This is a genomic window from Janthinobacterium sp. 64, from assembly GCF_002813325.1.
Classification (GTDB): domain Bacteria; phylum Pseudomonadota; class Gammaproteobacteria; order Burkholderiales; family Burkholderiaceae_D; genus Janthinobacterium.
The window spans coordinates 1,577,558-1,601,114 of the sequence record NZ_PHUG01000001.1 but is presented as its reverse complement, the minus strand read 5'-3'; the positions used below and the strand labels follow the sequence as shown (position 1 = coordinate 1,601,114).

22 protein-coding genes are annotated in these 23,557 nt (G+C 62.5%); 16 read left to right on the top strand and 6 right to left on the bottom strand.

The features are described 5' to 3' along the window. The first annotated feature begins 14 nt into the window (after positions 1–14). Complete coding sequence (gene glpK / locus CLU91_RS07000) at positions 15–1,508, top strand: glycerol kinase GlpK (RefSeq protein WP_100873583.1); 1,494 nt, start codon at positions 15–17, stop codon at positions 1,506–1,508. Here glpK and CLU91_RS06995 read toward each other — a convergent pair whose 3' ends face one another. Next, positions 1,509–4,265: an ankyrin repeat domain-containing protein gene (locus CLU91_RS06995; protein ID WP_100873582.1), complete on the bottom strand. Its 2,757-nt coding sequence runs from the start codon at positions 4,263–4,265 to the stop codon at positions 1,509–1,511. Between the two features lie 187 nt (positions 4,266–4,452). On the opposite strand from CLU91_RS06995, the gene CLU91_RS06990 reads away from it, so the two are divergent. Next, positions 4,453–5,379: a viperin family antiviral radical SAM protein gene (locus CLU91_RS06990; protein WP_198521270.1), complete on the top strand. Its 927-nt coding sequence runs from the start codon at positions 4,453–4,455 to the stop codon at positions 5,377–5,379. Positions 5,380–5,512: 133 nt separating this feature from the next. Here the strand turns inward: CLU91_RS06990 and CLU91_RS06985 are convergent, their stop codons facing one another. Both CLU91_RS06985 and CLU91_RS06980 read right to left on the bottom strand, forming a co-directional pair. After that, positions 5,513–6,073 carry a YdcF family protein gene (locus tag CLU91_RS06985; RefSeq protein WP_232730655.1) on the bottom strand — a complete coding sequence of 187 codons (561 nt, stop codon included), beginning with the start codon at positions 6,071–6,073 and terminating at the stop codon, positions 5,513–5,515. 54 nt (positions 6,074–6,127) lie between these two features. Then, the gene (locus CLU91_RS06980) at positions 6,128–6,766 is read right to left on the bottom strand and encodes a cysteine hydrolase family protein (protein ID WP_100873580.1); all 639 of its coding nucleotides are present in this window, start codon (positions 6,764–6,766) and stop codon (positions 6,128–6,130) included. 142 nt (positions 6,767–6,908) lie between these two features. Here CLU91_RS06980 and CLU91_RS06975 point away from each other — a divergent pair, with 142 nt between their 5' ends. After that, positions 6,909–7,871 carry a GlxA family transcriptional regulator gene (locus CLU91_RS06975; protein WP_442906597.1) on the top strand — a complete coding sequence of 321 codons (963 nt, stop codon included), beginning with the start codon at positions 6,909–6,911 and terminating at the stop codon, positions 7,869–7,871. Here the strand turns inward: CLU91_RS06975 and CLU91_RS06970 are convergent. The 3 genes from CLU91_RS06970 to CLU91_RS06960 all read right to left on the bottom strand — a co-directional run bounded on the left by CLU91_RS06970 (position 7,854) and on the right by CLU91_RS06960 (position 9,788). After that, complete coding sequence (locus tag CLU91_RS06970) at positions 7,854–8,714, bottom strand: tetratricopeptide repeat protein (RefSeq protein ID WP_100873578.1); 861 nt, start codon at positions 8,712–8,714, stop codon at positions 7,854–7,856. The genes CLU91_RS06975 and CLU91_RS06970 overlap by 18 nt on opposite strands. Before the next feature lie 77 nt (positions 8,715–8,791). Further along, a complete protein-coding gene (locus CLU91_RS06965; protein ID WP_100873577.1) occupies positions 8,792–9,139 on the bottom strand; it encodes a hypothetical protein in 348 nt (115 codons plus the stop codon). A gap of 148 nt (positions 9,140–9,287) precedes the next feature. After that, complete coding sequence (locus CLU91_RS06960; RefSeq protein ID WP_034754979.1) at positions 9,288–9,788, bottom strand: Lrp/AsnC ligand binding domain-containing protein; 501 nt, start codon at positions 9,786–9,788, stop codon at positions 9,288–9,290. A gap of 105 nt (positions 9,789–9,893) precedes the next feature. On the opposite strand from CLU91_RS06960, the gene CLU91_RS06955 reads away from it, so the two are divergent. The 13 genes from CLU91_RS06955 to CLU91_RS28690 all read left to right on the top strand — a co-directional run bounded on the left by CLU91_RS06955 (position 9,894) and on the right by CLU91_RS28690 (position 23,506). Then, a complete protein-coding gene (locus tag CLU91_RS06955) occupies positions 9,894–11,183 on the top strand; it encodes a D-amino acid dehydrogenase (RefSeq protein WP_100873576.1) in 1,290 nt (429 codons plus the stop codon). A gap of 13 nt (positions 11,184–11,196) precedes the next feature. Further along, complete coding sequence (gene alr, locus CLU91_RS06950) at positions 11,197–12,306, top strand: alanine racemase (protein ID WP_232730654.1); 1,110 nt, start codon at positions 11,197–11,199, stop codon at positions 12,304–12,306. Between the two features lie 205 nt (positions 12,307–12,511). Next, entirely contained in the window at positions 12,512–13,069 is a 558-nt protein-coding gene (locus tag CLU91_RS06945) for an NADPH-dependent FMN reductase (protein WP_100873574.1), read from the top strand. A 157-nt stretch (positions 13,070–13,226) separates the two neighbouring features. Continuing rightward, positions 13,227–14,789, top strand: a complete 1,563-nt coding sequence (locus CLU91_RS06940; protein WP_332870884.1) for a GGDEF domain-containing protein — start codon at positions 13,227–13,229, stop codon at positions 14,787–14,789. 157 nt (positions 14,790–14,946) lie between these two features. Beyond that, entirely contained in the window at positions 14,947–16,362 is a 1,416-nt protein-coding gene (locus CLU91_RS06935; protein ID WP_100873572.1) for a cytochrome ubiquinol oxidase subunit I, read from the top strand. Beyond that, positions 16,352–17,359, top strand: a complete 1,008-nt coding sequence (gene cydB / locus CLU91_RS06930; protein WP_100873571.1) for a cytochrome d ubiquinol oxidase subunit II — start codon at positions 16,352–16,354, stop codon at positions 17,357–17,359. Before CLU91_RS06935 ends, cydB begins: the two co-directional genes overlap by 11 nt. Further along, on the top strand, positions 17,359–17,502 hold the full coding sequence (locus tag CLU91_RS28805; RefSeq protein WP_100873570.1) for a DUF2474 domain-containing protein: 144 nt from the start codon (positions 17,359–17,361) through the stop codon (positions 17,500–17,502). Before cydB ends, CLU91_RS28805 begins: the two co-directional genes overlap by 1 nt. Then, on the top strand, positions 17,457–18,020 hold the full coding sequence (locus tag CLU91_RS28215; protein ID WP_198521269.1) for a hypothetical protein: 564 nt from the start codon (positions 17,457–17,459) through the stop codon (positions 18,018–18,020). The genes CLU91_RS28805 and CLU91_RS28215 overlap by 46 nt, the downstream gene beginning before the upstream one ends. Positions 18,021–18,061: 41 nt before the next feature. Beyond that, positions 18,062–18,487, top strand: coding sequence for a hypothetical protein (locus CLU91_RS06915; protein WP_100873568.1), 426 nt, complete (start codon positions 18,062–18,064; stop codon positions 18,485–18,487). A 115-nt stretch (positions 18,488–18,602) separates the two neighbouring features. Continuing rightward, positions 18,603–18,944 (top strand): hypothetical protein, encoded by a 342-nt coding sequence (locus CLU91_RS06910; RefSeq protein ID WP_100873567.1) that lies wholly within the window; start codon positions 18,603–18,605, stop codon positions 18,942–18,944. 1 nt (position 18,945) lies between these two features. Next, positions 18,946–20,304, top strand: a complete 1,359-nt coding sequence (locus tag CLU91_RS06905) for a TolC family protein (protein ID WP_232730653.1) — start codon at positions 18,946–18,948, stop codon at positions 20,302–20,304. A gap of 2 nt (positions 20,305–20,306) precedes the next feature. Next, the gene (locus CLU91_RS06900; protein ID WP_100873565.1) at positions 20,307–21,689 is read left to right on the top strand and encodes a multicopper oxidase family protein; all 1,383 of its coding nucleotides are present in this window, start codon (positions 20,307–20,309) and stop codon (positions 21,687–21,689) included. A 161-nt stretch (positions 21,690–21,850) separates the two neighbouring features. Beyond that, on the top strand, positions 21,851–23,506 hold the full coding sequence (locus CLU91_RS28690) for a methyl-accepting chemotaxis protein (protein WP_100873564.1): 1,656 nt from the start codon (positions 21,851–21,853) through the stop codon (positions 23,504–23,506). Positions 23,507–23,557: the final 51 nt, after the last annotated feature.

Genomic DNA, 23,557 nt, shown 5'->3' with positions numbered 1-23,557 from the left:
ACGTAGTAGCGACCATGACCAAATACATACTTGCTTTAGACCAGGGCACCACCAGTTCGCGTGCCATCCTGTTTGACCATGCGGGCCGGCCGCACGCCAGCGCGCAGCGCGAATTTCGCCAGATTTTCCCCCAGCCGGGCTGGGTCGAGCATGACGCGAACGAAATCTGGGCTTCGCAAGAAGGCGTGCTGCAGCAGTTGCTGCGCGACAGCGGCGTGGCGGCAAGCGAGGTGGCCGCCATCGGCGTGACCAACCAGCGCGAAACGACGGTGCTGTGGGACCGCGCCACGGGCGAGCCCGTCGCCAACGCCATCGTCTGGCAAGACCGTAGAAATGCGGCCTATTGCGAGCAGCTGGTCGGGCAGGGCAAGGCGGACGTGATCCAGCAAAAGACGGGCTTGGTGCTGGACGCCTATTTTTCCGCGACTAAATTGAAATGGCTGCTCGACAACGTTCCCGGCGCCCGCGCGCGCGCCGAGCGGGGAGAACTGGCCTTCGGCACCATCGACAGCTGGCTGATCTACAAGATGAGCGGCGCCCACTTGACGGACACGAGCAACGCGGCGCGCACCATGCTGTTCAACATTCATACTTTGCAGTGGGACACGGATCTGCTGGCGCTGCTGGGCATTCCCGCCTCGCTGCTGCCCGACGTCGTGCCATCGAGCGGCGTGGCCGCGCACACGCACGTTGACCTGCTGGGTATCTCCGTGCCGATTGCCGGCATCGCGGGCGACCAGCAGGCCGCCACGTTTGGCCAGGTGTGTTTAAAGCCTGGCATGGCGAAAAATACCTACGGCACGGGCTGCTTCATGCTGATGAACGTGGGCAAGCGCCCCTTGCCATCGAAAAACCGGCTGTTGACGACGGTGGGCTGGAGCCTGGGGACGGATGCCAATCAAACCGATTATTTGCTCGAAGGCAGCGCCTTCATTGCGGGCGCGGCCGTGCAGTGGATGCGCGATGGCCTGGGCATCATCCGCGACTCGTCCGAAGTGGAAGCGCTGGCCACCAGCGTGCCCGATTCGGGCGGCCTGGTCTTCGTGCCCGCGTTCGCCGGACTCGGCGCGCCGTACTGGGACCCATATGCGCGCGGCACCCTGATCGGCATCACGCGCGGCACGGGCAAGGCCCACATCGCGCGCGCGGCGCTGGAGGGCGTGGCTTACCAGAACGTCGACGTGTTGTCCGCCATGCAGGATGATGCGGGCATCGCCTTGAGTGAATTGCGCGTCGATGGCGGCGCGGCGCGCAACGACATGCTGATGCAGTTCCAGGCCGACATATTAAATGTGCCCGTGGTGCGTCCCGTGGTGACGGAAACGACGGCCCTGGGCGCCGCCTACCTGGCGGGCCTGGCCGTGGGTTTCTGGGCATCGCAGGAAGAAATCGCCGCCCAGTGGCAGGTGGGACGCCGTTTCGAGCCGGCCATGGCAGCCGATGAACGCTTGAGCCGGCTGCACAAATGGCAGCGGGCCGTGGAGCGCTCGCGCGACTGGAGCGAATGATTAGCTGGCATTTTTCTTTTTGCCGAGCTGATCATCGCATGCAGTGTCTGTCAGCATTGCAATAATTTGATCGAAATCCTGTGTTGATCCAATGCTGCGCCTATGGTGTGTTGCCATCATATTCCGGAAGCCTGGCAAGTCAATCATTATCTTTTTTGCCAATTCCAACGGTGTCTGGTGAAACGAGTTTTCCTTTGCTACGAGGTGTGCATGATGTTCGATCACAAGGGCTACGATGTCGGCGTAGCCCATGCGCGCGGCCGTATGGAGTGCGGTGTTCGCTTCATCGTAGGTGACTCTGGACGTGTCCGCCTGATGTGTCAACAGCATGGAAACACAGTTTTTTGACCGGGCAGTAACCGCCGCATGCAAGGCGGTGCGTCCCAGGTAGTCCTGGGCATTCACATCGGCGCCGGCATTCAGGAACGCCAGAGTCAGTTGCTCATCGCTGGCATCGGCCACCATCATCAAGGGCGTCTGTCCTTTGAAGTCTGCCATGTTGACTTGTTTGGGCCATGCTTCAACCAACAGATGAATGGCATGGCGCCAATGGGCCACCAACTTTTCCACCTTGCTTATTTCGCCTTGCAGATCGGAAGAGACCGCAGCACGCAGTATGGGCAGCTGTCTTGCAAATTCATCCTGCATCTTCAGCCACGCCATGAGCACGGTGTTGCTGCGCACCTCACGGATAGTGCCTTGTTTGAGCGTTTTGGCATGGTGTTTCATCCACTGCTTCAAGGCATCCCAGTTACCTTCGATGATGACAGGAAGCGCTTCCTGGATGAATGCCTCCGCCTGTTTTTTTGCCAATGGCTGCACGCTCTCCATGCCAGGATAGGGCTTGTAAAGGTCGTCCCAGAAATACTCCGACACCCATACGGCGGTGTCTTCCAGTGATGTCACCTGGCCCTGAAACATGCCATAGGCAAGCATATTGCGATGGTATTTTTCGTGGTTGGCAGGAATTAGGCCCAGATTGGCAACTTCGATGGCAAACGCATCCCTGGCGATTTCACCGCGCAGTGTGCCGAAGTTTCCATCGTTGCAAGCTTCGAGTGCTGCCCGCATCAGCTTTGCCGCATCGTCGAACGCGTTTTGTGCCAGCAAGTGCTTGGCGCGGTACTGCAGCAAGGGCGCCTTCCATGTCGTATGGCCAGCGCTGGTTTCGGCATCTGCTAGGAGCGCTTCCACCTGTTGCCGGACATCGCTTGGCCTGTTCGTGTGAGGGCAATTCAACAGTTCGGCCAGTTCCAGGACAATCGCGCCAACCATTTCCGCGGGCGTTGCCGCTAATTCCCGCAACCGTTGCATCGCCAGCAACCTGGTTTTTGCAGGGGGAGTGGTCGAATTGGCAATATGGCTGACGACGGCATAGCTGGCTTCACCCTGGAGCGCCCGCCAAGGTGAGGCGGTACGGACCCGCTCCAGCAAGGAGTGTAATCGCATGTTTTCTTCATGCTCTTCCTTCAATCGCCGGCATTTGCTTGCGATAAGGGTTGTGGCAGTGTGCATGTCGAGTGCGACGAGGTCTTCCAGGGCATCGCCATCAGCGAGTTTCGCGAACCGGCGCGTCAGCAGGTCGGCCACGGGGAGATGCCGCTCGTTTTTAATGGAAGGCAAGATCGAGAGAAAGATGTCCGCCTTGTCCCAGGGGGCCAGCCGTGATTCGAACAGGATGTCTTCCTCATCTTGCGTGTCGGAATTTTTCCAAGCATCAACAGTCAGATTGTAGACGGTGCCGAAGATTCCCGCCAATTGCAGCAGCTTGTTCTGAGACGGGTCCGTACAAGTGGCCTGTACGCCCGGGCAGAGGAACTTCAGCAATCTGATGTATCCATCCTGCACCATGCGGGCGACCCGCAGTCGCTGCCGGATCATGGCCATGCCTGGCTTTGCATAGCGTGTCAACAGTGCCTGCACGAAAAGCTGTTTCTCCTCATCGGTGGCCGATTCATCCATGATAGCTTCAAGCCGCCCCGGCTGTGTCATCGGAATCTGATCGCGAAGGTCGTCCGCAGATAAATTTCTGAATTGAATGAAGGCGAGGGCCGCTTCAAACTTGGCGTCATCAGCAAGATCTTCTGCAAGTTCAAATACGCCTTTGAACACCAGTTTGGCGCCGTCAGAGAAGTATCCATTGATCGAATGGACGCGCGGGATAGATGCGTTTTTCCAGTTGTGCAAGTTCCTGACGATGGAGTCCCTGTCGGTATTGTCGTCACCAGGCAATCCTGTCCCGACGCCTGCCTTGCCGATGGAGCAGTCCAGCAGGTCGATGAGCCAGTCGACAACGTGAGGCACAGGCAGCTCCATTGTTCCCGTGGTGATATTGACGTGAGGCAAGAACCAGAATGCTCCGCCTGGCATTCCCTTGTCGAATGCGCCGTCGAGATTCCAGAACGCGATTCTGCGGGCCAAGGCCGGAACATAGCAGTATCCGAGAAGATGCCATACCACTTGGTGCTGGTCTGCATTCGAGGTCCATGTGTTGAGTTCAACAGCCTTGTGGTACCCCTCCCATTCGCTCATTCCCAGGACCGCATCTCGGCAAGCTGCAGCATCCATATCCAGGCTATTAAAGATGGCGCCACAAACATTGGCCGCCATGTCTTTGTGGTTTTTGTTGCGCATGCCGAGATTGGCGAATTTGTCCTTGACCTTGCTTGAATAGGGACCTAAATCAAGGCTTTGATGGATTTCAAGTAACAGCGCTTCAAAGCTAGGAATGGTTGCCATTGTTTTTTTTGCTTTCATTGTTTTGATTGCAATAATGTTCCCACGTTGCTCGTGCTGGTGTCACGGAAACTTCTCGTCCCCACCCCCTCTTTTCCATGGATATCGCTGTAAATGTCAAATCTCGAGGGGAGGGGGCGGGATTTTTCATGGTTTTTGAGTAACTTTCTGGGTATCGTGAGGACTGATCAAACAACCGGAGTGTGCCGTGAGCCTTACCCCCACCATGTCCGTACGCGAACTCGTCGTCAATTGGCATGTTACCGAAGTGTGTAATTATGGCTGCCGCTATTGCTATGCAAAGTGGGACGATGGCGGTTCGACGCAGGAGTTGATACACGATGGCGCCGCCATCAAGGCATTGGTCGAGGAAGTGGGACGTTTTTTTAAACCTGGTAATTCCGGCAACCCGCTGTGGGCCGGCATGCATTGGACATCGCTGCGGCTCAATCTCGCTGGCGGGGAACCGCTGCTGTATGCCGAGAAAGCGCTGGACGTCATCCGGCATGCCCGGCGATTGGGTCTTGAGACCTCCATTATCAGTAATGGCAGTCGTCTGACGCCTGCCTTGATGCAAGTGCTGGCGCCCCATCTTGCCATATTGGGGCTGAGCCTGGACTCCTCGGAAGCGAAGACTAATCTGGATATCGGACGAGTTGACCGCCAGCTGCGCACGCTGTCGAGGCCTGATTGGGTTGACATGATTGCTTTGGGCCGGCAGATCAATCCCCTGCTTCGGCTAAAGATCAATACTGTCGTCAACGCATTGAACTGGCAAGAAGACATGAGCAACTTGATTGGCACTCTGGCGCCGGAGAAATGGAAAATCCTGCGCATGCTACCCAAAATTACGGATGACCTGGCCTTGTCTGACGCGCAATTTGACACCTTTGTCCGGCGCCATGCCCACCTTGATCATTGCGTCCGTGTGGAGGATAACGCCGACATGACCGAGTCCTATTTGATGATAGACCCCTATGGCCGCTTCTTTCAGAACATACCTGGGGAAAAAGGCTATCGATATAGCGATTCCATTCTCGACGTCGGTGCCGCCAGGGCATTTTCCCAGATCAATGTGTCGGCGACGAAGTTTTGTTCCCGCTACACAGGCGAGTTGGCTGATCTGAAAGTATGAAATGGCCGCCCGCCCTTTTGCCACCGTTGTTGTTCTGGCACAGGGCTGATGAACATCCTGGCTGGCCATGTCCGTCCCTGCCAGCGCCCTTTGGCAGGCAGGCCGCAGTAGTGCCTATCGCAGTAGTGCCTATTTATGGCCGCGCGAAATACACGGCATAACCCACCGTTTCGCGCGGCACGGAATACAGGTCGCGCAGCTCGAAGTAGGGCGCGTGCACGTTGCCGCTCACGCTGATGCCGGCCCGTTGCAACGCCAGGCGGAAGCGGGGCACGTGGAAATACTGCGTGGCGACCATGGCCGTCTGCCAGCCGTGCTGGCGCATCAGTTGCGCCGCGTTGCGCGCCGTGGCTTCCGTCGTCCAGCCTTGATTATCTTCGATGATGGCGCCAGCCGGCACGCCGCGCTTGAGCAGGTAGCGGGCCATGGACGCGGCCTCGTCAAAACCTTCCTTGCCCGTCGCCCCGCTGACGAGGATGCGCGGCGCCCTGTGTTTCTGGAACTGTGTCAGCGCCGCGTCGAGCCGCGCCTGCAGGCGGGGGCTGGGCGTGCCGTCAGGCAGGATAGTGTTGCCGGGCACGACGATCACGTCGGCGGAGGCCAGTTTGTCGTTCAGGCCCGTCAGCACCAGGGCCGCCGTGGCCAGCAGGAACAAGCCAACAGCGCTTGAGCCCAGCACAATTAATTTTCGCATCGCTCATCATCAAATAGGGAATGGACGCATGATACCCGCCCATTCCCACCCGCGTCAGTTCGCCTGCGCCTTGCGCGCGCGCTGGTTCGACAGATAAATATTGTCTATTTCCAGAGGCTTGCCTTCGCGTACTGCCTCGATCCAGTCCTGCGTGCTGGCGACGGCGGCGAAGTTCGAGTGGAAGACGGCGCAAAAGACGCGGTGGATTTCCTCGGCGCTGGCCGTGCCGCCCGCGTTGGCGTAGGGCAGGGTGCCGGTGGCGTCTTGCAGGAACTCGACTTGCAAGCCGTCGTGCGCGGCGTGGTAGATGGTGGCCGCGTCGCAGTTGTGCGTCATGTAGCCGATCACCGTCAGGGTGTCGATACCGTGGCTATCGAGCCAGGCGCGCAAGTCCGTGCCCGCAAAGGCGCTGCCCATGCTTTTGTTGATGCGGTGGTCGGCGGCAAAGGACGCCACTTGCGGATGCAACTGCCAGCCGTCGCTGCCCCTGGCGAAGATGGGCGAGGCTTCCGGCGCGTCGTGCTGGACGACGATCACGGGCACGCCGGCGGCGCGGGCGGCGGCCATGGCGGTGACGATGTTCGGCAGGGAAATGTCGACGGATGGATATTCGATGGGCATGTCGCCCGTGAAGTATTCGTTTTGTACATCGATGACGAGCAAGGCGCGGCGCGGGGCGGTAGTGTTGGACATGCGTGACTCCTGAATGGTTGAAAGGGGAAACAGCTCCTCGATAACGCCATTCTCAGGCCGCGTGATTGAAATAAAAAGTGGCCCGAAGGCCTATGTGCGATAAAATCGGGCCATGACTACTACTCTTGCCCTTGCCGCTCCCTTGTGCATCGCCGTGATCGCCTTCGACGGCATGACGCCGTTTCACCTGTCCGTGCCTTGCCTCGTGTTTGGCGCCCAGACGGACGAGGCCGATCTGCCGCCTTTCCACGTGCGCGTGTGCGCCGCCGATCCCGCACCGTTGCGCACGGCGGCCGGCTTTTCCATCACGCCCGAGTTCGGCCTGGAAGGGCTGGAAGGCGCCGATATCGTCATCATGCCGGCCTGGCACGACGATTGCCGCGATGCGGCGGCGCCGCTGGTCGCGGCATTGCAGGCGGCCAGTGGGCGCGGCGCGCGCATGGTGGGCCTGTGCCTGGGCGCGTTTCCGCTGGCGCAGGCAGGCTTGTTGGATGGCAAGAGCGCGGCCACGCACTGGGGCATGGCGGACCGGCTGGCGGCCCGCTATCCCAGGGTCAGGGTGGACCGGGAAGTGCTGTACGTGGACGATGGCGCCGTGCTGACGTCGGCCGGCGTGGCGGCCGGCCTCGATTGCTGTCTGTACCTGCTGCGCCAGCTGGCGGGCGCCGAGGTGGCGAACCGCGTGGCGCGCCGCCTGCTGGTGGCGCCGCACCGCCAGGGCGGGCAGGCGCAATTCATCGCGCGTCCCTTGCCCGTGTCCGGCAGCGAAGGGCGCTTTGCCGAGGTGCTGGCCTGCGTGACGGCCAGCCTGGGCCAGGCGCACAGCATCGACGCACTGGCCGAACAGGCCGCCATGAGCCGGCGCAACTTTACGCGCCATTTCCGCCAGGCCACGGGTACGTCCTTCAAGCAATGGCTGCTGAACCAGCGTCTTGCGCATGCGCAAGGCATGCTGGAAAAGAGCGCGGCCTCGATCGATGTCGTGGCGCAAGAGGCCGGTTTCGGCACGGCGTTGTCGCTGCGCCAGCATTTCCGGGCCAACTTGCAGACGTCGCCGTCGGCGTATCGCAAGCTGTTCCGGCAGCAGTCAGGCCAGGCCGCCTGACCATAGCATGGCAGGGTCGCGGCTGCCTTGCGGCAGCTGCGCGCTGACGGCGATTTGCCGCGCAATGTAAGCGGCTGGCTCGAAGGCGTAGCGTTCCTGGAAGGACACGGTTTCCGCGCTCATCAGTTCCGCATACGTCTGCATCAGGGTCGAGGCAGCAACATGCTTGCCTTGTTCCAGATAAGTGTCGATGGCGGCCCGCAGCACGGGGTAATCCCCATTTTCCTTGCTGCCGCCAAAGTGGAACGAAAACTGCCCGCAGGTGCGCCAGATGGGGTCAGGTTCCCCGTCCGGCACCGCCTGCGTGCGCAGCCATTGCAAGGCTTTCAGGGGCGGGCCGCCAAAGGACGGCGGCGAGATGGTGGCCTGGATGGCCACCCTGACGGCGGCATCGATTCTTCCCGCACGCACATACTGGCCATGCAGCAGCACCAGCGCGTCCGTATATTCGGGCACGATGGCCAGCGCCGCTTCCAGCAGGGCGATGGCCGCCGCTGGGTTGCGCTGCGCGATCTGTTCCCTGGCTTCCAGGAAGGCGGCGCGCGGCGAGGCGGGGTCGTCGGCCAGCGATGGCGTGCCGACATACTCGTCTTCCGCTGCCGCGTGGGCTTGCAGGAAGGCCGCCAGGCTGGAAAAGTGCGGCTGGAGGCGCCACTCGTCGTGCCAGGTCTCGACGACGATGGGCTCGCTCGCTTCGCGCCCGATGGGCCAGTACAGGCCGAAGGTGTCGCCATTGCCCAGCGCGCCTTCGGCAAACGGGATAAATCCGAGCGGTGGATACGCTGTCGTATGTTGCCAGTCTTGTTCCGTCGTGATATGGGCGAGGCTTGCGGGTAATTGCATGGTGGCACCGGAGCATAAAACGCCAGTGTAGAACAAGAGGACGCGGCGGGCGCGTCCCCGTGGCGTGCCTGCGCGGCCTACTTGCGCGGCTCGTGTATCCGGAATTTCCTGACGATACCCGCCTGGTCGAACATGACGGCCACTTCGCGCGTGCCTTTTTCGCCCAGCAGGGGGAGTAGCCGCGTTACCGCGGGGGTTTGCAGCTGGTTCTTGTAGACCCAGACTTCATAGCCGGGATCGAAGCTGACGACGGTGGCATTGCCCAGGGCCGCGTCGAGGTCGAGGCGGGTGGTCTTGCCGACCTTGATGTTCTGATAGATGGCGCCATTGTCGGGCGCGCGGTTGACTTTGTATTCACTGGCGGTGCACATGGCCACGGCCAGGCCCGCGAGGCAGGAAGCTGCCAGTTTTATCAATGTGTTCATACGGACTCCCAATGTGCATCACTGCTTCCAATCTCAGAGGGGACGGGCGTGATGTCAGGAGAGGAGTGTGCTTGCGAACCAGGCAAAGTGCTACAAGATTATACAAAGGCGCACAAAATGATGCCTTTGGTGCTGGCTGGTGCTACCTTTAGCGGCTCTGCAATACGTCGGTCGAGAGCGCCAGGGTTTCCTTGATTTCTTCCATCACCACATAGCTTTTCGATTGCGCGGCGCCGGGCAGCTGCAGCAGCATGTCGCCCAGCAGTTTGCGGTACTCGGCCATTTCATGGATGCGCGCCTTGATCAGGTAATCGAAGTCGCCCGATACCAGGTGGCATTCCTGCACTTCGGGAATTTGCAACACTTCGCGGCGGAATTGTTCGAAGGCGGACGCCGACTTTTGATTGAGAGTAATCTCTACAAAGACGAGCAGCTTGGCGCCCAGCGCGGCCGGGTTCACCTTGGCATGGTAGCCCGTGATGACGCCGTCGCGCTCCATGCGCTTGACCCGCTCGATGCAGGGCGTGATCGACAGTCCCACCTGTTCACCGAGGTCTTTCATCGAGATGCGGCCATCCTGTTGCAGGATGCGCAGGATGTGGCGATCCAGCTTGTCGAGGCCACGTGCCGATTCTTTAAGGATTCTCATGATTTATTGCTGAATATCTCGATTTATACGTGAACAAATACTGGCTCTTTCCCAATATGATAGCGGTTAATCTGGCAATAGCCTAAAAAATATAATGAGGAAACTATGCGTATCGTGATTCTGGGTAGCGGCGTCATCGGCGTCACCAGTGCTTACTATCTGGCCAAGGCAGGACATGAGGTGACCGTCATCGACCGCCAGCCAGGCCCGGCACTGGAAACCAGCTTCGCGAATGCGGGGCAGATCTCGCCCGGCTACGCTTCGCCATGGGCTGCGCCCGGCATTCCCCTGAAAGCCGTGAAGTGGATGATGCAGCGCCACGCGCCGCTGGCCATCTCGCTCGACGGCAGCGCCGCCCAGCTCAAATGGATGTGGCAGATGTTGCGTAATTGCACACCGGAAGCGTATGCCGTGAACAAGGAACGCATGGTGCGCCTGGCCGAGTACAGCCGCGACTGCTTCAAGGTGCTGCGCGCCGAGGCCGGCATCACCTATGAAGGCCGCCAGCAAGGCACGATGCAATTGTTCCGCACCGAAAAGCAATACAACGACGCCGCCAAGGATATCGAAGTGTTGAAAGACGCTGGTGTGCCGTATGAAGTACTGCAGCGCAACGAGCTGTCGCGCGCCGAGCCGGCCCTGGAAGCGGTCAAGGATAAACTGTTCGGCGGCCTGCGCCTGCCCAACGATGAAACGGGCGATTGCCAGCTGTTTACAACGCGCCTGTCGGAAATGGCCGAGGCGCTGGGCGTGAAGTTCCGCTATGGCGTGTCCATCGATGCCTTGCTGACGCAGGGCGACGACATCGCTGGCGTGCAGTGCGGCGCGGAAATCGTCAAGGCCGATTCCTATGTGGTGGCGCTCGGTTCCTACTCGACGGGTTTCATGAAGCCATTGCTCGATATTCCCGTGTATCCATTGAAGGGCTATTCGATCACCGTGCCTATCGTCAACGCGGCCAAGGCGCCCGTGTCGACCATCCTCGATGAAACCTACAAAATTGCCGTGACCCGTTTCGACGACCGCATCCGCGTGGGCGGCATGGCGGAAATCGCCGGCTACAACCTGAACCTGAACCCGCGCCGCCGCGAAACCCTGGAAATGGTCGTCAACGACCTGTTCCCCGGCGGCGGCAACACGGCGGAAGCGACTTTCTGGACGGGCTTGCGCCCGATGACGCCGGACGGCACGCCGATCGTCGGCCGCACGCCGCTGCGCAACCTGTTCCTCAACACGGGCCACGGCACCCTGGGCTGGACCATGTCCTGCGGCTCGGCGCAATTGCTGGCCGACCTGATGTCGTCGAAAAAGCCGGCGATTTTGGCCGACGACCTGTCCGTCAGCCGCTACAGCGGCGCGCAGGGCCAGGGCAAACTGCAATACGCGGGAGCCTGAGATGGCGGCCAGCATGCCTCCAAAGGAACGTAGCGGCGCCATCCTGACGGTGGACCTCGATGCCGTGCGCGCCAACTACCGCTTGCTGCGCGACAAGGCGCACCCGGCTGCCTGCTCGGCCGTCGTCAAATCCGACGCGTATGGCCTGGGCGCCGCGCAAGTGGGCGCGGCCCTGTATGAAGAAGGTTGCCGGCACTTTTTTGTGGCGCATCTGGAAGAGGGCATCAGCCTGCGCCCGCACGTGGCGCCGGACGCGGCCATCTTCGTGCTGCACGGCCCGCCCGTCGATACGGAAGGCGAATTCACGGCCCATGGTTTGACGCCAGTGCTCAACAGCGAGCCGCAGGTGGCTGGCTGGCGCGCGCATGCCAAGGCATTGGGGAAAACCCTGGACGCCATCGTGCAGGTGGACACGGGTATGTCGCGCATGGGCCTGTCGCCGCAGGAAATCGACGCCTGGCTGCTGGATGCACACTTTCTCGATGGCATCAACGTACGCTACCTCATGAGCCACCTGGCGTGCGCCGACGAGCGCAGCAACCCCATGAATGGCGAGCAGCTGGCCCGTTTCATCGCCATCCGCGCCCGTTTGCCGCAGTACCGCGCCAGCCTGGCCAATTCCTCGGGCATCTTCTTGTCGCCCGACTATCACTTCGACCTGGTGCGCCCAGGCGCGGCCCTGTACGGCATCGGGCCGCAGGGCGGCGAACCGAATCCCCTGCGCTCCGTGGTGCGCCTGCAAGGCAAGGTGCTGCAGACGCGCACGATCGCCGCCGGCGACCACGTGGGCTACAGCCGCCGCTACACGGCCAGCGAGCCGCGCCAGGTGGCCACTGTTTCCGTCGGCTATGCCGATGGCTGGCTGCGCAGCATGAGCAACCAGGGCCTGGCCATCGTCGATGGCGTGAAAGTGCCGCAGATCGGCGCTATTTCCATGGATTCCATCACCCTGGACGTCAGCGCCATCGCCGAAGAGCGCGTCGTGCCGGGCAGCCTGGTCGACCTGATTTGCGCGGAACACCCGGTCGATGCCGTCGCGGCCATGGCCAATACCATCGGCTACGAGGTATTGACCAATCTGGGCGGGCGCTATTATCGCGAATACCAGGGATTGGCACGTTAGCGCACCTGCCAAAACGCCCATGGCGTTGTTGCCTTGCCTTGCCGTACATTCGTACTGTCTTCGGCAAGGCGCCTAGCCCTGAGCATTTTTTCAGGTGCGCTGGTTTCGCACGCTAAGGCAGCGCAAAACCGATGATTGTGTGGCAAGATAGCCCTGACGTGCATCGCACCTCAGGGCTTTTTTTCAACCATCATCGGGGATTTTCATGAGCCAATATCAAGTCGCAATCATCGTCGGCAGCCTGCGCAAGGATTCCTTCAACCGCAAGCTGGCCGACGCCATCATCAAGCTGGCGCCGCCCGAGTTTTCCTTCAAGCACATTGAGATCGGCGACTTGCCGCTGTACAACCAGGATGACGATGGCGCGCAGGCCGAACAGGTGTTGCGCCTGAAATCGGAAATCGCTGCCTCGCAAGCCTTGCTGTTCCTGACGCCCGAATACAACCGCTCGATCCCCGGTGTGCTGAAAAACGCCCTCGACCACGGTTCGCGTCCGTATGGCCAGAGCGTGTGGGGCGGCAAGCCGGGCGCCGTGCTGGGCGTGTCCGTCGGCGCCACGGGCACGGCGCTGGCGCAGCAGCATTTGCGCAATGTGCTCGCTTACCTGGACGTGCCGCTGCTGAACCAGCCCGAGATGTTCATCCAGGCCAAGGATGGCCTGTTCGACGAGCATGGCGGCATCGGTCCGGCCAGCCTGGGTTTCTTCCAGGGCTGGATGCAGCGCTACGCGGACTGGGTACGCAAGCACGCCGTGCATGCCTGAATGGCCCAGGCTTGTCGGGTGGGGACAAATGGGGCAATAAACCGTTGTTCATGGCACTTTGTTGCTGTATGGACATGTATAATGGGCGTTTTTTTCAGGCGCATTCCTACGCTGCCCCGTCCCCTCCATGCCGCTTCAACCTGTGGCGCAACCTCTGTTGCGCATCAATCTGCGCCGTCTGATCGTGCTGGTGGCGTTTACCAGCGCCGTGATCTCCCTGGCTAACAGCTTTTATGCCACGTATCAGGTGCAGCGCCAGTTGCTGATCGATACGACCCTGGAGGCGAACTACGCGTATGCGCTGAAACTGGCCAGCAGCACGGAAAACTTCCTGCTGGCGACGCGCCAGCAGCTGGCCTACAGCGCCGAACAGCTGCCCCGGCATTTTGACGATCCGGCTGCCCTCAAGATGGAAGTCGAACGCTTGCGCGGGCAGACCAACAGCTTCAATTCCGTCCTGATCGTCGATGCGCAGGGCAAGGTGCTGGGCGTGTCGCCCGAGACGCTGGCCCTGCAGAACAGCCAACTGGCTTCGGAAGGGGCGCGCCTGGCGCTGCGCGAACGCCGCCCGCTGATCACCCGGCCGTATATGTCGTCGGTGGGCAACCTGGTGGTCTTCATTTCCCATCCCGTGTTCGATCACGGCGGACGCTATCTGGGCTATGTGGGCGGTTCGATTTACCTGAAGCAGAAAAACATCCTGTTTACCTTGCTGGGACAGCATTACTACCGCGATGGTTCGTATTTATATGTGGTCGACCAGAGCCGGCGCCTGCTGTACCACCCCGATCCTTTGCGGGTCGGCGAAGTGGCCGGCAGGAATACCGTGATCGACGCCATCCTGCGCCAGGAAAGCGGCAGCGGCAGCACCGTCAACAGCCGGGGCACGGACATGCTGGCCGGCTATGCCGTGCTGCCGTCAACGGGCTGGGGCATCGTGGCCCAGCGGCCCACGGCCGCCACTTTGGCGCCGCTGAACCAGCTGATGCTCAGCACCCTGTGGCATTCCTTGCCCATTGCCTTGCTCAGCCTGCCGTTCATCTGGTGGCTGGCGCGCCTCATTTCACGGCCCCTGGTGCAACTGGCCGAAAGCGCCAGCCGCATGGACGCGCCCGGCATGTCCGAGCGCATCGGCGGCATCCGCGCCTGGTATCTGGAAGCGGCGCAGATCAAGCGCGCCTTGCTGGTGGGCATGTCCTTGCTGCAGCAAAAGATCGGCAAGCTGAAATTCGACGTGCAGACGGACCCGCTGACGGGACTGTCGAACCGGCGCGGCATGGCGGCGGCGCTCGATGCCTGGCAGGCGCAGGCGCGGCCGTTTTCCGTCATCGCCATCGACATCGACCATTTCAAGCAAGTCAATGACCAGTGGGGCCATGCGGTGGGCGATGAAGTCATCCTGCGCCTGGCGCAACTGATGCGCGCCTGCTCGCGCGATGCCGACGTGCTGTGCCGCAATGGCGGCGATGAATTCATCATGCTGCTGCCCGATGCCGACCTCGACGTGGCGCTGCAGGTGGCCGAGCGCCTGCGCTCCCGGGTGGCCGCCGCCGAGATCCCCGGCGCCGGTCCCGTCACGGTGTCGCTGGGTGTCGTGTCGTCGGAACAGGGGGCGGGCAAGGTGCTCGGTGCGGACGCCGTGCTGCTGGCGGCCGACGCGGCCCTGTACGTGGCCAAGGAAAACGGCCGCAACCGCGTGGGCCTCGCCGAGCCTGCCTGAGGCGTTTTTGCGCCGGCTCAGATTGACCTTGTCATTCGGAAAACGTCAAACTGATCCTATGTTTTCTCTGATTTCTGAGTCTGTTATGTTTTGCCGGCAAAGCCTAGAGTGGAGGCCTGGGTAAAACACAGACGCAAGGCGTCGGGAAGGCTGTTATATGCTAGGGCTCACTGCACTGGAACTGGCGCGCGTCCAGTTCGGCTTCACCATCTCGTTTCACATCATTTTTCCTGCCATCACCATCGGCCTGGCCAGTTACCTGACGGTGCTGGAGGCGGCGTGGCTGCGCACGCAGGAGGGCGTATACCGCGACCTGTACCACTTCTGGTCGAAGATTTTCGCCGTCAATTTCGGCATGGGCGTCGTTTCCGGCCTCGTCATGGCTTACCAGTTCGGCACCAACTGGAGTTTCTTTTCCGATTACGCGGGCAGCATCACGGGCCCGCTGCTGGCCTATGAAGTGCTGACGGCCTTCTTCCTGGAGGCGGGCTTCCTCGGCGTGATGCTGTTCGGCTGGCACCGCGTGGGGCCAGGCCTGCACATGTTCGCCACGGCCATGGTGGCGCTGGGCACCTTGATTTCCGCCACGTGGATCATCGCCTCGAATAGCTGGATGCAGACGCCGCAAGGCCATGAAATCATCGACGGCAGGGTCGTGCCCGTGGACTGGCTGGCCGTCATCTTCAATCCCTCGTTCCCGTACCGGCTGCTGCACATGAGCGTGGCCGCCTTCCTCGCCACGGCCCTGCTGGTGGTGGCATCGGCCGCCTGGCACTTGCTGCGCGGTAACGACAACGCGGCCATCCGCAAGATGATGAGCATGGGCTTGTCGATGCTGCTGATCGTCGCGCCCATCCAGGCCGTGATCGGCGACCTGCATGGCTTGAACACGCTGGCGCACCAGCCGGCCAAGCTGGCCGCCATGGAAGGCCACTGGGAAAACAAGGGCGACGAGGGCACGCCGCTGATCCTGTTCGGCTGGCCCGACATGGCGCGCGAGGAAACCCTGTACAAGGTGGAAATTCCGCGCCTGGGCGGCCTGATCCTCGCGCATGACTGGAATGGCACGATTCCCGCCTTGAAGGAATTCGCGCCGCGCGACCGGCCGCCTTCCGCCGTCGTGTTCTGGTCTTTCCGCATCATGGCGGGGCTGGGCATGCTGATGATCGCGCTGGGCATCTGGAGTGCGTGGCTGCGCTGGCGCGGCACCCTGTGGCGCTCGCGCCTGTTCCTGCGCTGCGCCTTGTGGATGGGCCCCAGCGGGCTGGTGGCCATGCTGGCCGGCTGGTACACGACGGAGGTCGGCCGCCAGCCGTGGACCGTGCACGGCTTGCTGCGCACGCAAGACGCCGTCTCGGCGCACGGCGCCACCCAGCTGGGCATCACCTTGGTGTTCTTTGTCATCATCTATTTTGCCGTCTTTGGCACGGGCATCGGCTACCTGCTGCGCTTGATCCGCGTGGGGCCGCAGCCGCATGAAGGCGAGCGCGTCGAGCAAGGCGGACCGGGCCAGCAACGTACACCGGCGCGGCCACTGTCTGCAGCACAAGGAGGAAATTCGCATGGGCATTGATCTGCCACTACTGTGGGCCATTATTATCTTGTTCAGCATCATGATGTATGTGGTGATGGATGGCTTTGACCTGGGCATCGGCATCCTGTATCCGTTTTTCCACGAGAAGAGCGAGCGCGACGTGATGATGAATACGGTCGCGCCCGTCTGGGATGGCAATGAAACCTGGCTGGTGCTGGGCGGCGCGGGCCTGCTGGCGGCCTTTCCGCTCGCCTATTCCGTGGTGCTCAGCGCCTGCTACCTGCCGCTCAGCTTCATGCTGATGGGCCTGATCTTCCGCGGCGTGGCCTTCGAGTTCCGCTTCAAGGCGCGCGAGCACGAGCGCCATGTGTGGGACAAGGCCTTCATCGGCGGCTCGGTGGCGGCCGCCTTTTTCCAGGGCGTGACCCTGGGTGCCTATATCCAGGGCATGCAGGTCGTCAACCGCAGCTATGCGGGCGGCGCGCTGGACTGGCTTACGCCGTTCTCGCTGTTCACGGGTGCGGGGCTGGTGGTGGCGTATGCCTTGCTGGGCAGCACCTGGCTGATCATGAAGACGCAGGGCAGCCTGCAGGCGCGCGCGGGCCGCATCACGCGCACGCTGGTGTGGCTGCTGCTGGGCGTGATCGCTATCATCAGCGCCTGGACGCCGCTGGTCGATCCGGCCATCGCCGCGCGCTGGTTCGCGCTGCCGCAACTGTTCTGCTTCCTGCCCGTGCCGCTGCTGGTGACGGGTGCCAGCTGGCTGCTGCTGCGCTCCCTGCGGCGCGGGCGCCAGACGGCGCCTTTCCTGCTGACCCTGGCGCTGATCTTTCTCGGCTACAGCGGCCTGGGCATCAGCGTGTGGCCCAACATTATCCCGCCGTCGGTATCGATATGGGAGGCGTCGTCGCCGCCGCAAAGCCAGGGTTTTACCCTGGTGGGCGCGCTGTTCATCATCCCCGTGATCCTGATGTATACGGTGTGGTCATATTATGTGTTTCGTGGCAAAGTCTTGCCGGAAGATGGCTATCACTGATGAAACAATTTGAACAGGGACAACAATCATGGCGGAAACGACTGGCGTGGCTGGCCGGCATCTGGCTGGTCAGCGTGACCACCCTGGGCCTGGCCGCGTGGGCGATGCGCCTGCTGATGCGGGCAGCGGGGATGGGCAGCTGACGGGTATCGGCTGCGAGGTCGGTGGCCAGCCGCACCCGCTGGCCTTGCTCGGCTGCCGCGAACTCAACTATGGCCAGCGCTGCGCGCTGCCGCTGCACCCGTTCCGCCTGAGCGTGCCGGAAGCGGCGCTGGCGGGCCTGCTCGACGAGCCGTTCAACAGTTTTATCCAGACTTGCCGTGAAGACGACTTGCAGTGCGAGGAAAGCGACTTGCCCGAACTCAAGGAAGCGGGCTACCCCGACATCACTGCCATGCTGGCGGGGCACCGGCCGCTGCTGGCCGATATGTTGCTCGACTTCATGATCTGCGACCTGCTGGCCGCCATTGGGCGCGCCAGCGGCTACCGGCCACCGCGCGCGCGCCATTGGGGCGACATCGAGGCGGCCGATGGCCGAGCGTATTTCACCATCAATGAAGTGCAGAAAGTGACTTTTGCCGATGGCCAGGCCCTGTTCGAAGGGCAGGGATATTATGGCGTGTACGTCATCTGGCTGACGCACGGCTATGTGCGCAAATAGAGACTTGACCTTCCTCGCGTGGGAAGGTTTATAGTCCTGCCATGAACCGTGCCTTTTTCCGCTCACTCGCCCGCTCGCTGCTCTGGCTGCTGGCCGTCACGCTGCCCATGCAGGGCTTTGCGTCGGCCATGCGCAGCTGCTGCGTGGACGAGCTGGCAGTCGCGGTCACGCTCGCCGTCGAGGCAATTCAGGCACCCCAGTGCCATGACATGAGCGACATGGCCGGCATGCACATGGCGGACCAGCCGATGACAATGGGCATGGACGATGGCGGCGCCATGCAGCATGGCCACGATTGCAGCAACCATGGTGCCTGCACCGTGGGCGCCACGGCGCCGCCCGGCATGCCCGCCTTGCGCGCCCTGACCCTGCGCGCGCCGCCACCGGCGCTGGCGCCCGATTCCCTGTTCGCCGGGCATATCCCGCCTGGTCCCGAACGTCCCCCGAGAAGCACGCACTCCGCCTGACCGCCCGTTGAACCTGGCGGTGCGGTCCTTGCACGTCCATCGCGGCCGTGCTCGCCGCGCCTTCACGTTCCACCTGCGCGCCCGCCGCGCCATACTCTGTCATTCAAGGAATACCATGAAACAATTATTCAGCCTCGCGCTGGCTGTACTGCCGCTGGCCGCCGCCGCTCAGTCCCAGCCCAAGCCCGCCCCGCAAGAGGCGCAAGCGTCCGTGCCGGCCACCACCTATCGTTCCGCCTTCGCCGGCTACCGTCCCGCCGCCGAGGACGATGCCACGCCCGACCAGACCTGGCGCGCCGTCAACGACAAAGTCGGCAAGGCCGGCGGCCACATGGGCATGATGAAGATGGATGGCCACAAGATGGAAGGGCACAAGATGCCGATGGAAAAACCCGGCCCCAAGCCCGATGCCAAGCCCGCCCCGCAACATCAGCACCACCAGCATGAAGGACATTGAGATGGCACGTTTCACACAATCAACTTGCCTCACGCCGCTGGCGCTGGCGGCCGTCCTGCTGCTCAGTGGCTGCGCCAGCTTCAGCCCCGATGGCGGCATGCGGACGGTGTCCACGCTGGCCGACGTCCGCACGGGCGCGCCCGCGGCGCTGGCCGGCGAGGGCGGCGAGGAAAAACTGGCGCAATTGCTGGCCCAGCCCCTGGACGCCGACAGCGCCGTGCGCATCGCCCTGATGAACAATCACGGCATGAAAGTGGCGCTGGCCGAACTGGGCGCGTCCGAGGCGGACCTGGTGCAGGCGGGGCGCTTGCGCAATCCCGGCCTGTCGTTTGGCCGCTCGCACGGCAGCCACGGCAATGAAATCGACCGCGGCGTCAGCTTCGACCTGGCGGGCCTCTTGACCATGCCGATGCGCGTGAACATCGAGCGGGGCCGCTTCGAGCAAGCCAAGCTGCAGGCGGCCAGCAGCGCCGTGCAGCTGGCGTCGGACACGCGCCGCGCCTACTTCAATGCGGTCGCCGCCGTGCAGACGGAACAGTTCATGCAGCGCGCGCTGCTGTCGGCCGAGGCGGGCGCGGAACTGGCCACGCGCTTGCGGCAGGCGGGCAACTGGAGCCGCCTCGACCAGGCGCGCCAGCAAGTGTTTTATGCGGACGCCGTCAGCGACCTGGCCCGCGCGCGCCACCAGGCATTGGTGACGCGCGAGCACCTGACGCGCTTGCTGGGCCTGTGGGGCAAGCAGACCGGCTTTACTTTGCCGCCGCGCCTGCCCGACTTGCCGGCCCAGGCGGTGGACGCCGGCAATATCGAGGCGCAGGCGATGGAGCAGCGCCTCGACGTGCAAAGCGCGAAACTCGACGCGCACGCCACGGCCAGCGCGCTGGGCTTGTCCAAAGTGACGGGATTCGTCAACGTGCTCGACGTGGGCTATACCAACAAGAGCAGCAGCGAGGCGCCGCGTGAAAACGGTTACGAAGTGTCCTTGGAATTGCCCCTGTTCGACTGGGGTTCGGCGCGCAATGCCAAGGCGCAAGCGCTGTACGAGCAATCGCTGCAGCGCACGGCGGGCGCGGCTGTCAAAGCCCGCTCCGAAGTGCGCGAGGCCTATTCCAGCTACCGCACGGCTTACGACCTGGCGCGCCACTACCGCGATGAGGTCGTGCCGCTGCGCAAGACGATCTCGCATGAAGTGCTGCTGCGCTACAACGGCATGCTGGCCAGCGTGTTCGAGCTGCTGGCCGACGCGCGCGAACAGGTCGCCAGCGTGAACGGCGCCATCGAGACCCAGCGCGATTTCTGGATCGCCCAAACAACTTTGCAGTCGGCCATCAATGGCAGCGGCCCAGCCGAGAAGGAATAATGATGATTACACGTAGAAATTTTTTCATGAATGCGGGCGCCGTCGCCCTCAGCGCCGCGGCCGTCAGCCGAGTCGGTGCGGCCTCGTTGCCGGAAGCCGTCAGCATGGCCGGTGCCGATACCAAGGCGCCGCCGCCACCGCCAAACGGGCGTCCCTACAACCCCGTCGTCACCCTCAACGGTTGGTCCTTACCCTGGCGCATGAACAACAACGTCAAGGAATTTCATCTGGTGGCCGAACCCGTCGTGCGCGAACTGGCACCCGGCATGCAAGCCAATCTGTGGGGCTACAACGGCCAGTCGCCGGGGCCGACGATTGAAGTGGTGGAGGGCGACCGCGTGCGCATCTTCGTCACCAACAAATTGCCGGAACACACGAGCGTGCACTGGCATGGCCAGCGCTTGCCCAACGGCATGGATGGCGTCACGGGCCTGACCCAGCCGGGCATTCCTCCCGGCAAGACTTTTGTCTATGAATTCGTCGCCAAGCGGCCCGGCACCTTCATGTACCACCCGCATGCCGATGAAATGACGCAGATGGCCATGGGCATGATGGGCTTTTGGGTGACGCACCCGAAAGACCCGAATTTCATGAAGGTGGACCGCGATTTCGTCTTCCTGCTCAGCAATTACGACATCGATCCCGGCAGCTACACGCCGAAGATCATGACCATGACGGATTTCAATCTGTTCACCTTCAACAGCCGCGTCTTCCCCGGCATAGCCCCCATGGTCGTGCGCCAGGGCGACAAGGTGCGCGTGCGCGTGGGCAACCTGACCATGACCAACCACCCGATCCACATGCATGGCCATGAATTCGAGGTGACGGGCACGGATGGCGGCTGGACGCGCCCCGAATCGCGCTGGCCCGAAGTCACCACGGACGTGGCCGTGGGCCAGATGCGCGCCGTGGAGTTTACCGCAACGGACCTCGGCGACTGGGCTTTCCACTGCCACAAGTCGCACCACACGATGAATGCCATGGGGCACGACGTGCCGACCATGATCGGCGTCGACCATCAGGGCGTGGCGGCGAAGATCAACCAGCTCGTGCCCGGCTACATGGTGATGGGCGAGCGGGGCATGGCCGACATGGGCGACATGCAGATGCCGATTCCCGACAATACCTTGCCGATGATGGCCGGCGACGGCCCGTTCGGCGCCATCGGCATGGGCGGCATGTTTACCACGGTCAAGGTACGCAAGGAGCAGAAACCGGGCGATTACCGCGATCCGGGCTGGTACAAGCATCCGGCCGGCACGCTGGCCTATGAATGGACGGGCGCCTTGCCGGAACCGGTGCGCGGGCAGGGTACAGGCAAAGCGGCGGCGCAAGGCGGCGTCGAGATGACGGTGCGCAAACCAGGCGGGCACAGCGGGCATTGACGCCTCCCCCGGGGCTTGCTAGCACGGCAAGCCCCGGGGCATGTTGCTTACAATCAAGGAATTGTTGGTTAGTGACAATTCGAGCATTTTAGTGACTGTTTTTTCCTTATATTCAAGTCATACGCTTGAATTATTGGCTACCATCTTGCCTGGGAGGAAACATGTTGAATCAAATGAAGGTGGGGACGCGCCTGCTCGCGGCCTTCTTTTGCGTGGCGCTGATGGGGGCCATCGTGGCCGGCATCGGCATCTTCAACATGGGCAAGATCGACACCATGGCGGGGCAGATGTACAACAATGAGTTGCTGGGCCTGTCGTACATCAAGGAAGCCAATATCGCCCTGATCAAGGTGGGCCGCGCGCGCAGCAATTTTCTGCTGGCGACCACCAGCGAAGAGCGCGCGGGACGCCAGGCCGACATCGCCAAATACCTGGAAGAGAACAAGAGCAACCTGGCCAAGGCGCGGCCGCTGTTCGTCACGCCGGCCGCCAAGGAGCTGTTTGCCCGCTTCGCCACCGTTGAAACCGAATATGTGAGCACCCTGCAGCAGTCGCTGGCGCTGGCCGCGGCCGAGCCGCTGGCGCAACGCAGTGCGCAGCTGACCGCGCTGATGGCCAAGACGCGCCAGCATGCTGATGAGCTCGACGATGTGCTGGATAAATTGTCGCTGCAGAAAGAAGAGCGCGCCAAGGCGGCGGCCGAGCAGGCGTCCGGCGTGTTCCAGGCCAGCCGCAGCTTCATGATCGCGCTGGTGCTGGGCAGCATGGCGGCCGGCCTGGCGCTGGGCGCGCTGATCACGCGCGGACTGACGCGCCAGCTCGGCGGCGAACCGGCGTATGCCGTCAGGATCGCGGGCGCCATCGCCGAGGGCGACCTGACCATCGATATCCGCACGGCCAGCCATGACAGCACCAGCCTGCTGTTTGCCATGAAAGCCATGCGCGACAAGCTGGTGGGCATCGTCAGCCAGGTGCGTGCGGGTACGGACACCATCCATACGGCCTCCAGTGAAATTGCCCAGGGCAATCTCGACCTGTCATCGCGCACGGAAGAACAGGCCAGTTCGCTGGAAGAGACGGCATCGTCGATGGAGCAGCTGACCTCGGCCGTGCGGCAGAATGCGGATAACGCGCGCCAGGCCAATGCGCTGGCCGGCGCCGCATCCGATGTGGCCGGCAAGGGCGGCGCCGTGGTGGGGCAGGTGGTGCAGACGATGGATTCGATCAATGCCTCCTCGCGCAAGATCGTCGACATCATCAGCGTCATCGACAGCATCGCCTTCCAGACGAATATCCTCGCCTTGAACGCAGCAGTGGAAGCGGCCCGGGCGGGCGAGGAGGGGCGCGGTTTCGCCGTCGTGGCGGCCGAAGTGCGCAACCTGGCGCAACGTTCTGCCAGTGCCGCCAAGGAAATCAAGACCCTGATCGGCGACTCCGTCGAGCAGGTGGAAATCGGTTCCAGGCTCGTGCATGACGCGGGCAAGACGATGGATGAAGTGGTCGCCAGCGTGCGCCAGGTGGCCGACATCATGCAGGAAATCACGGCCGCCAGCGCCGAACAGAGCGCCGGCATCGAGCAAGTCAACCAGGCCGTCCTGCAAATGGACCAGGTGACGCAGCAGAACGCGGCCTTGGTGGAAGAGGCGGCGGCCGCCGCCGAATCGCTGCAAGACCAGGCGCAGATCCTGACGGAACTGGTCGGCGTGTTCCGCCTGCATGCCCAGGCGCAACAGCTGGCCGTGGCGCCGGCCAGCAATGTCACGCCGCTGCGCCGGCCGGCGCCCGCCACCAGGCAGGGCGTGCGGCGCCTGGCCTGAAATGGGGCGGGTTCGGGCGCAATCGGCGCGGTGGTGGTAGGCTGTCGCTAT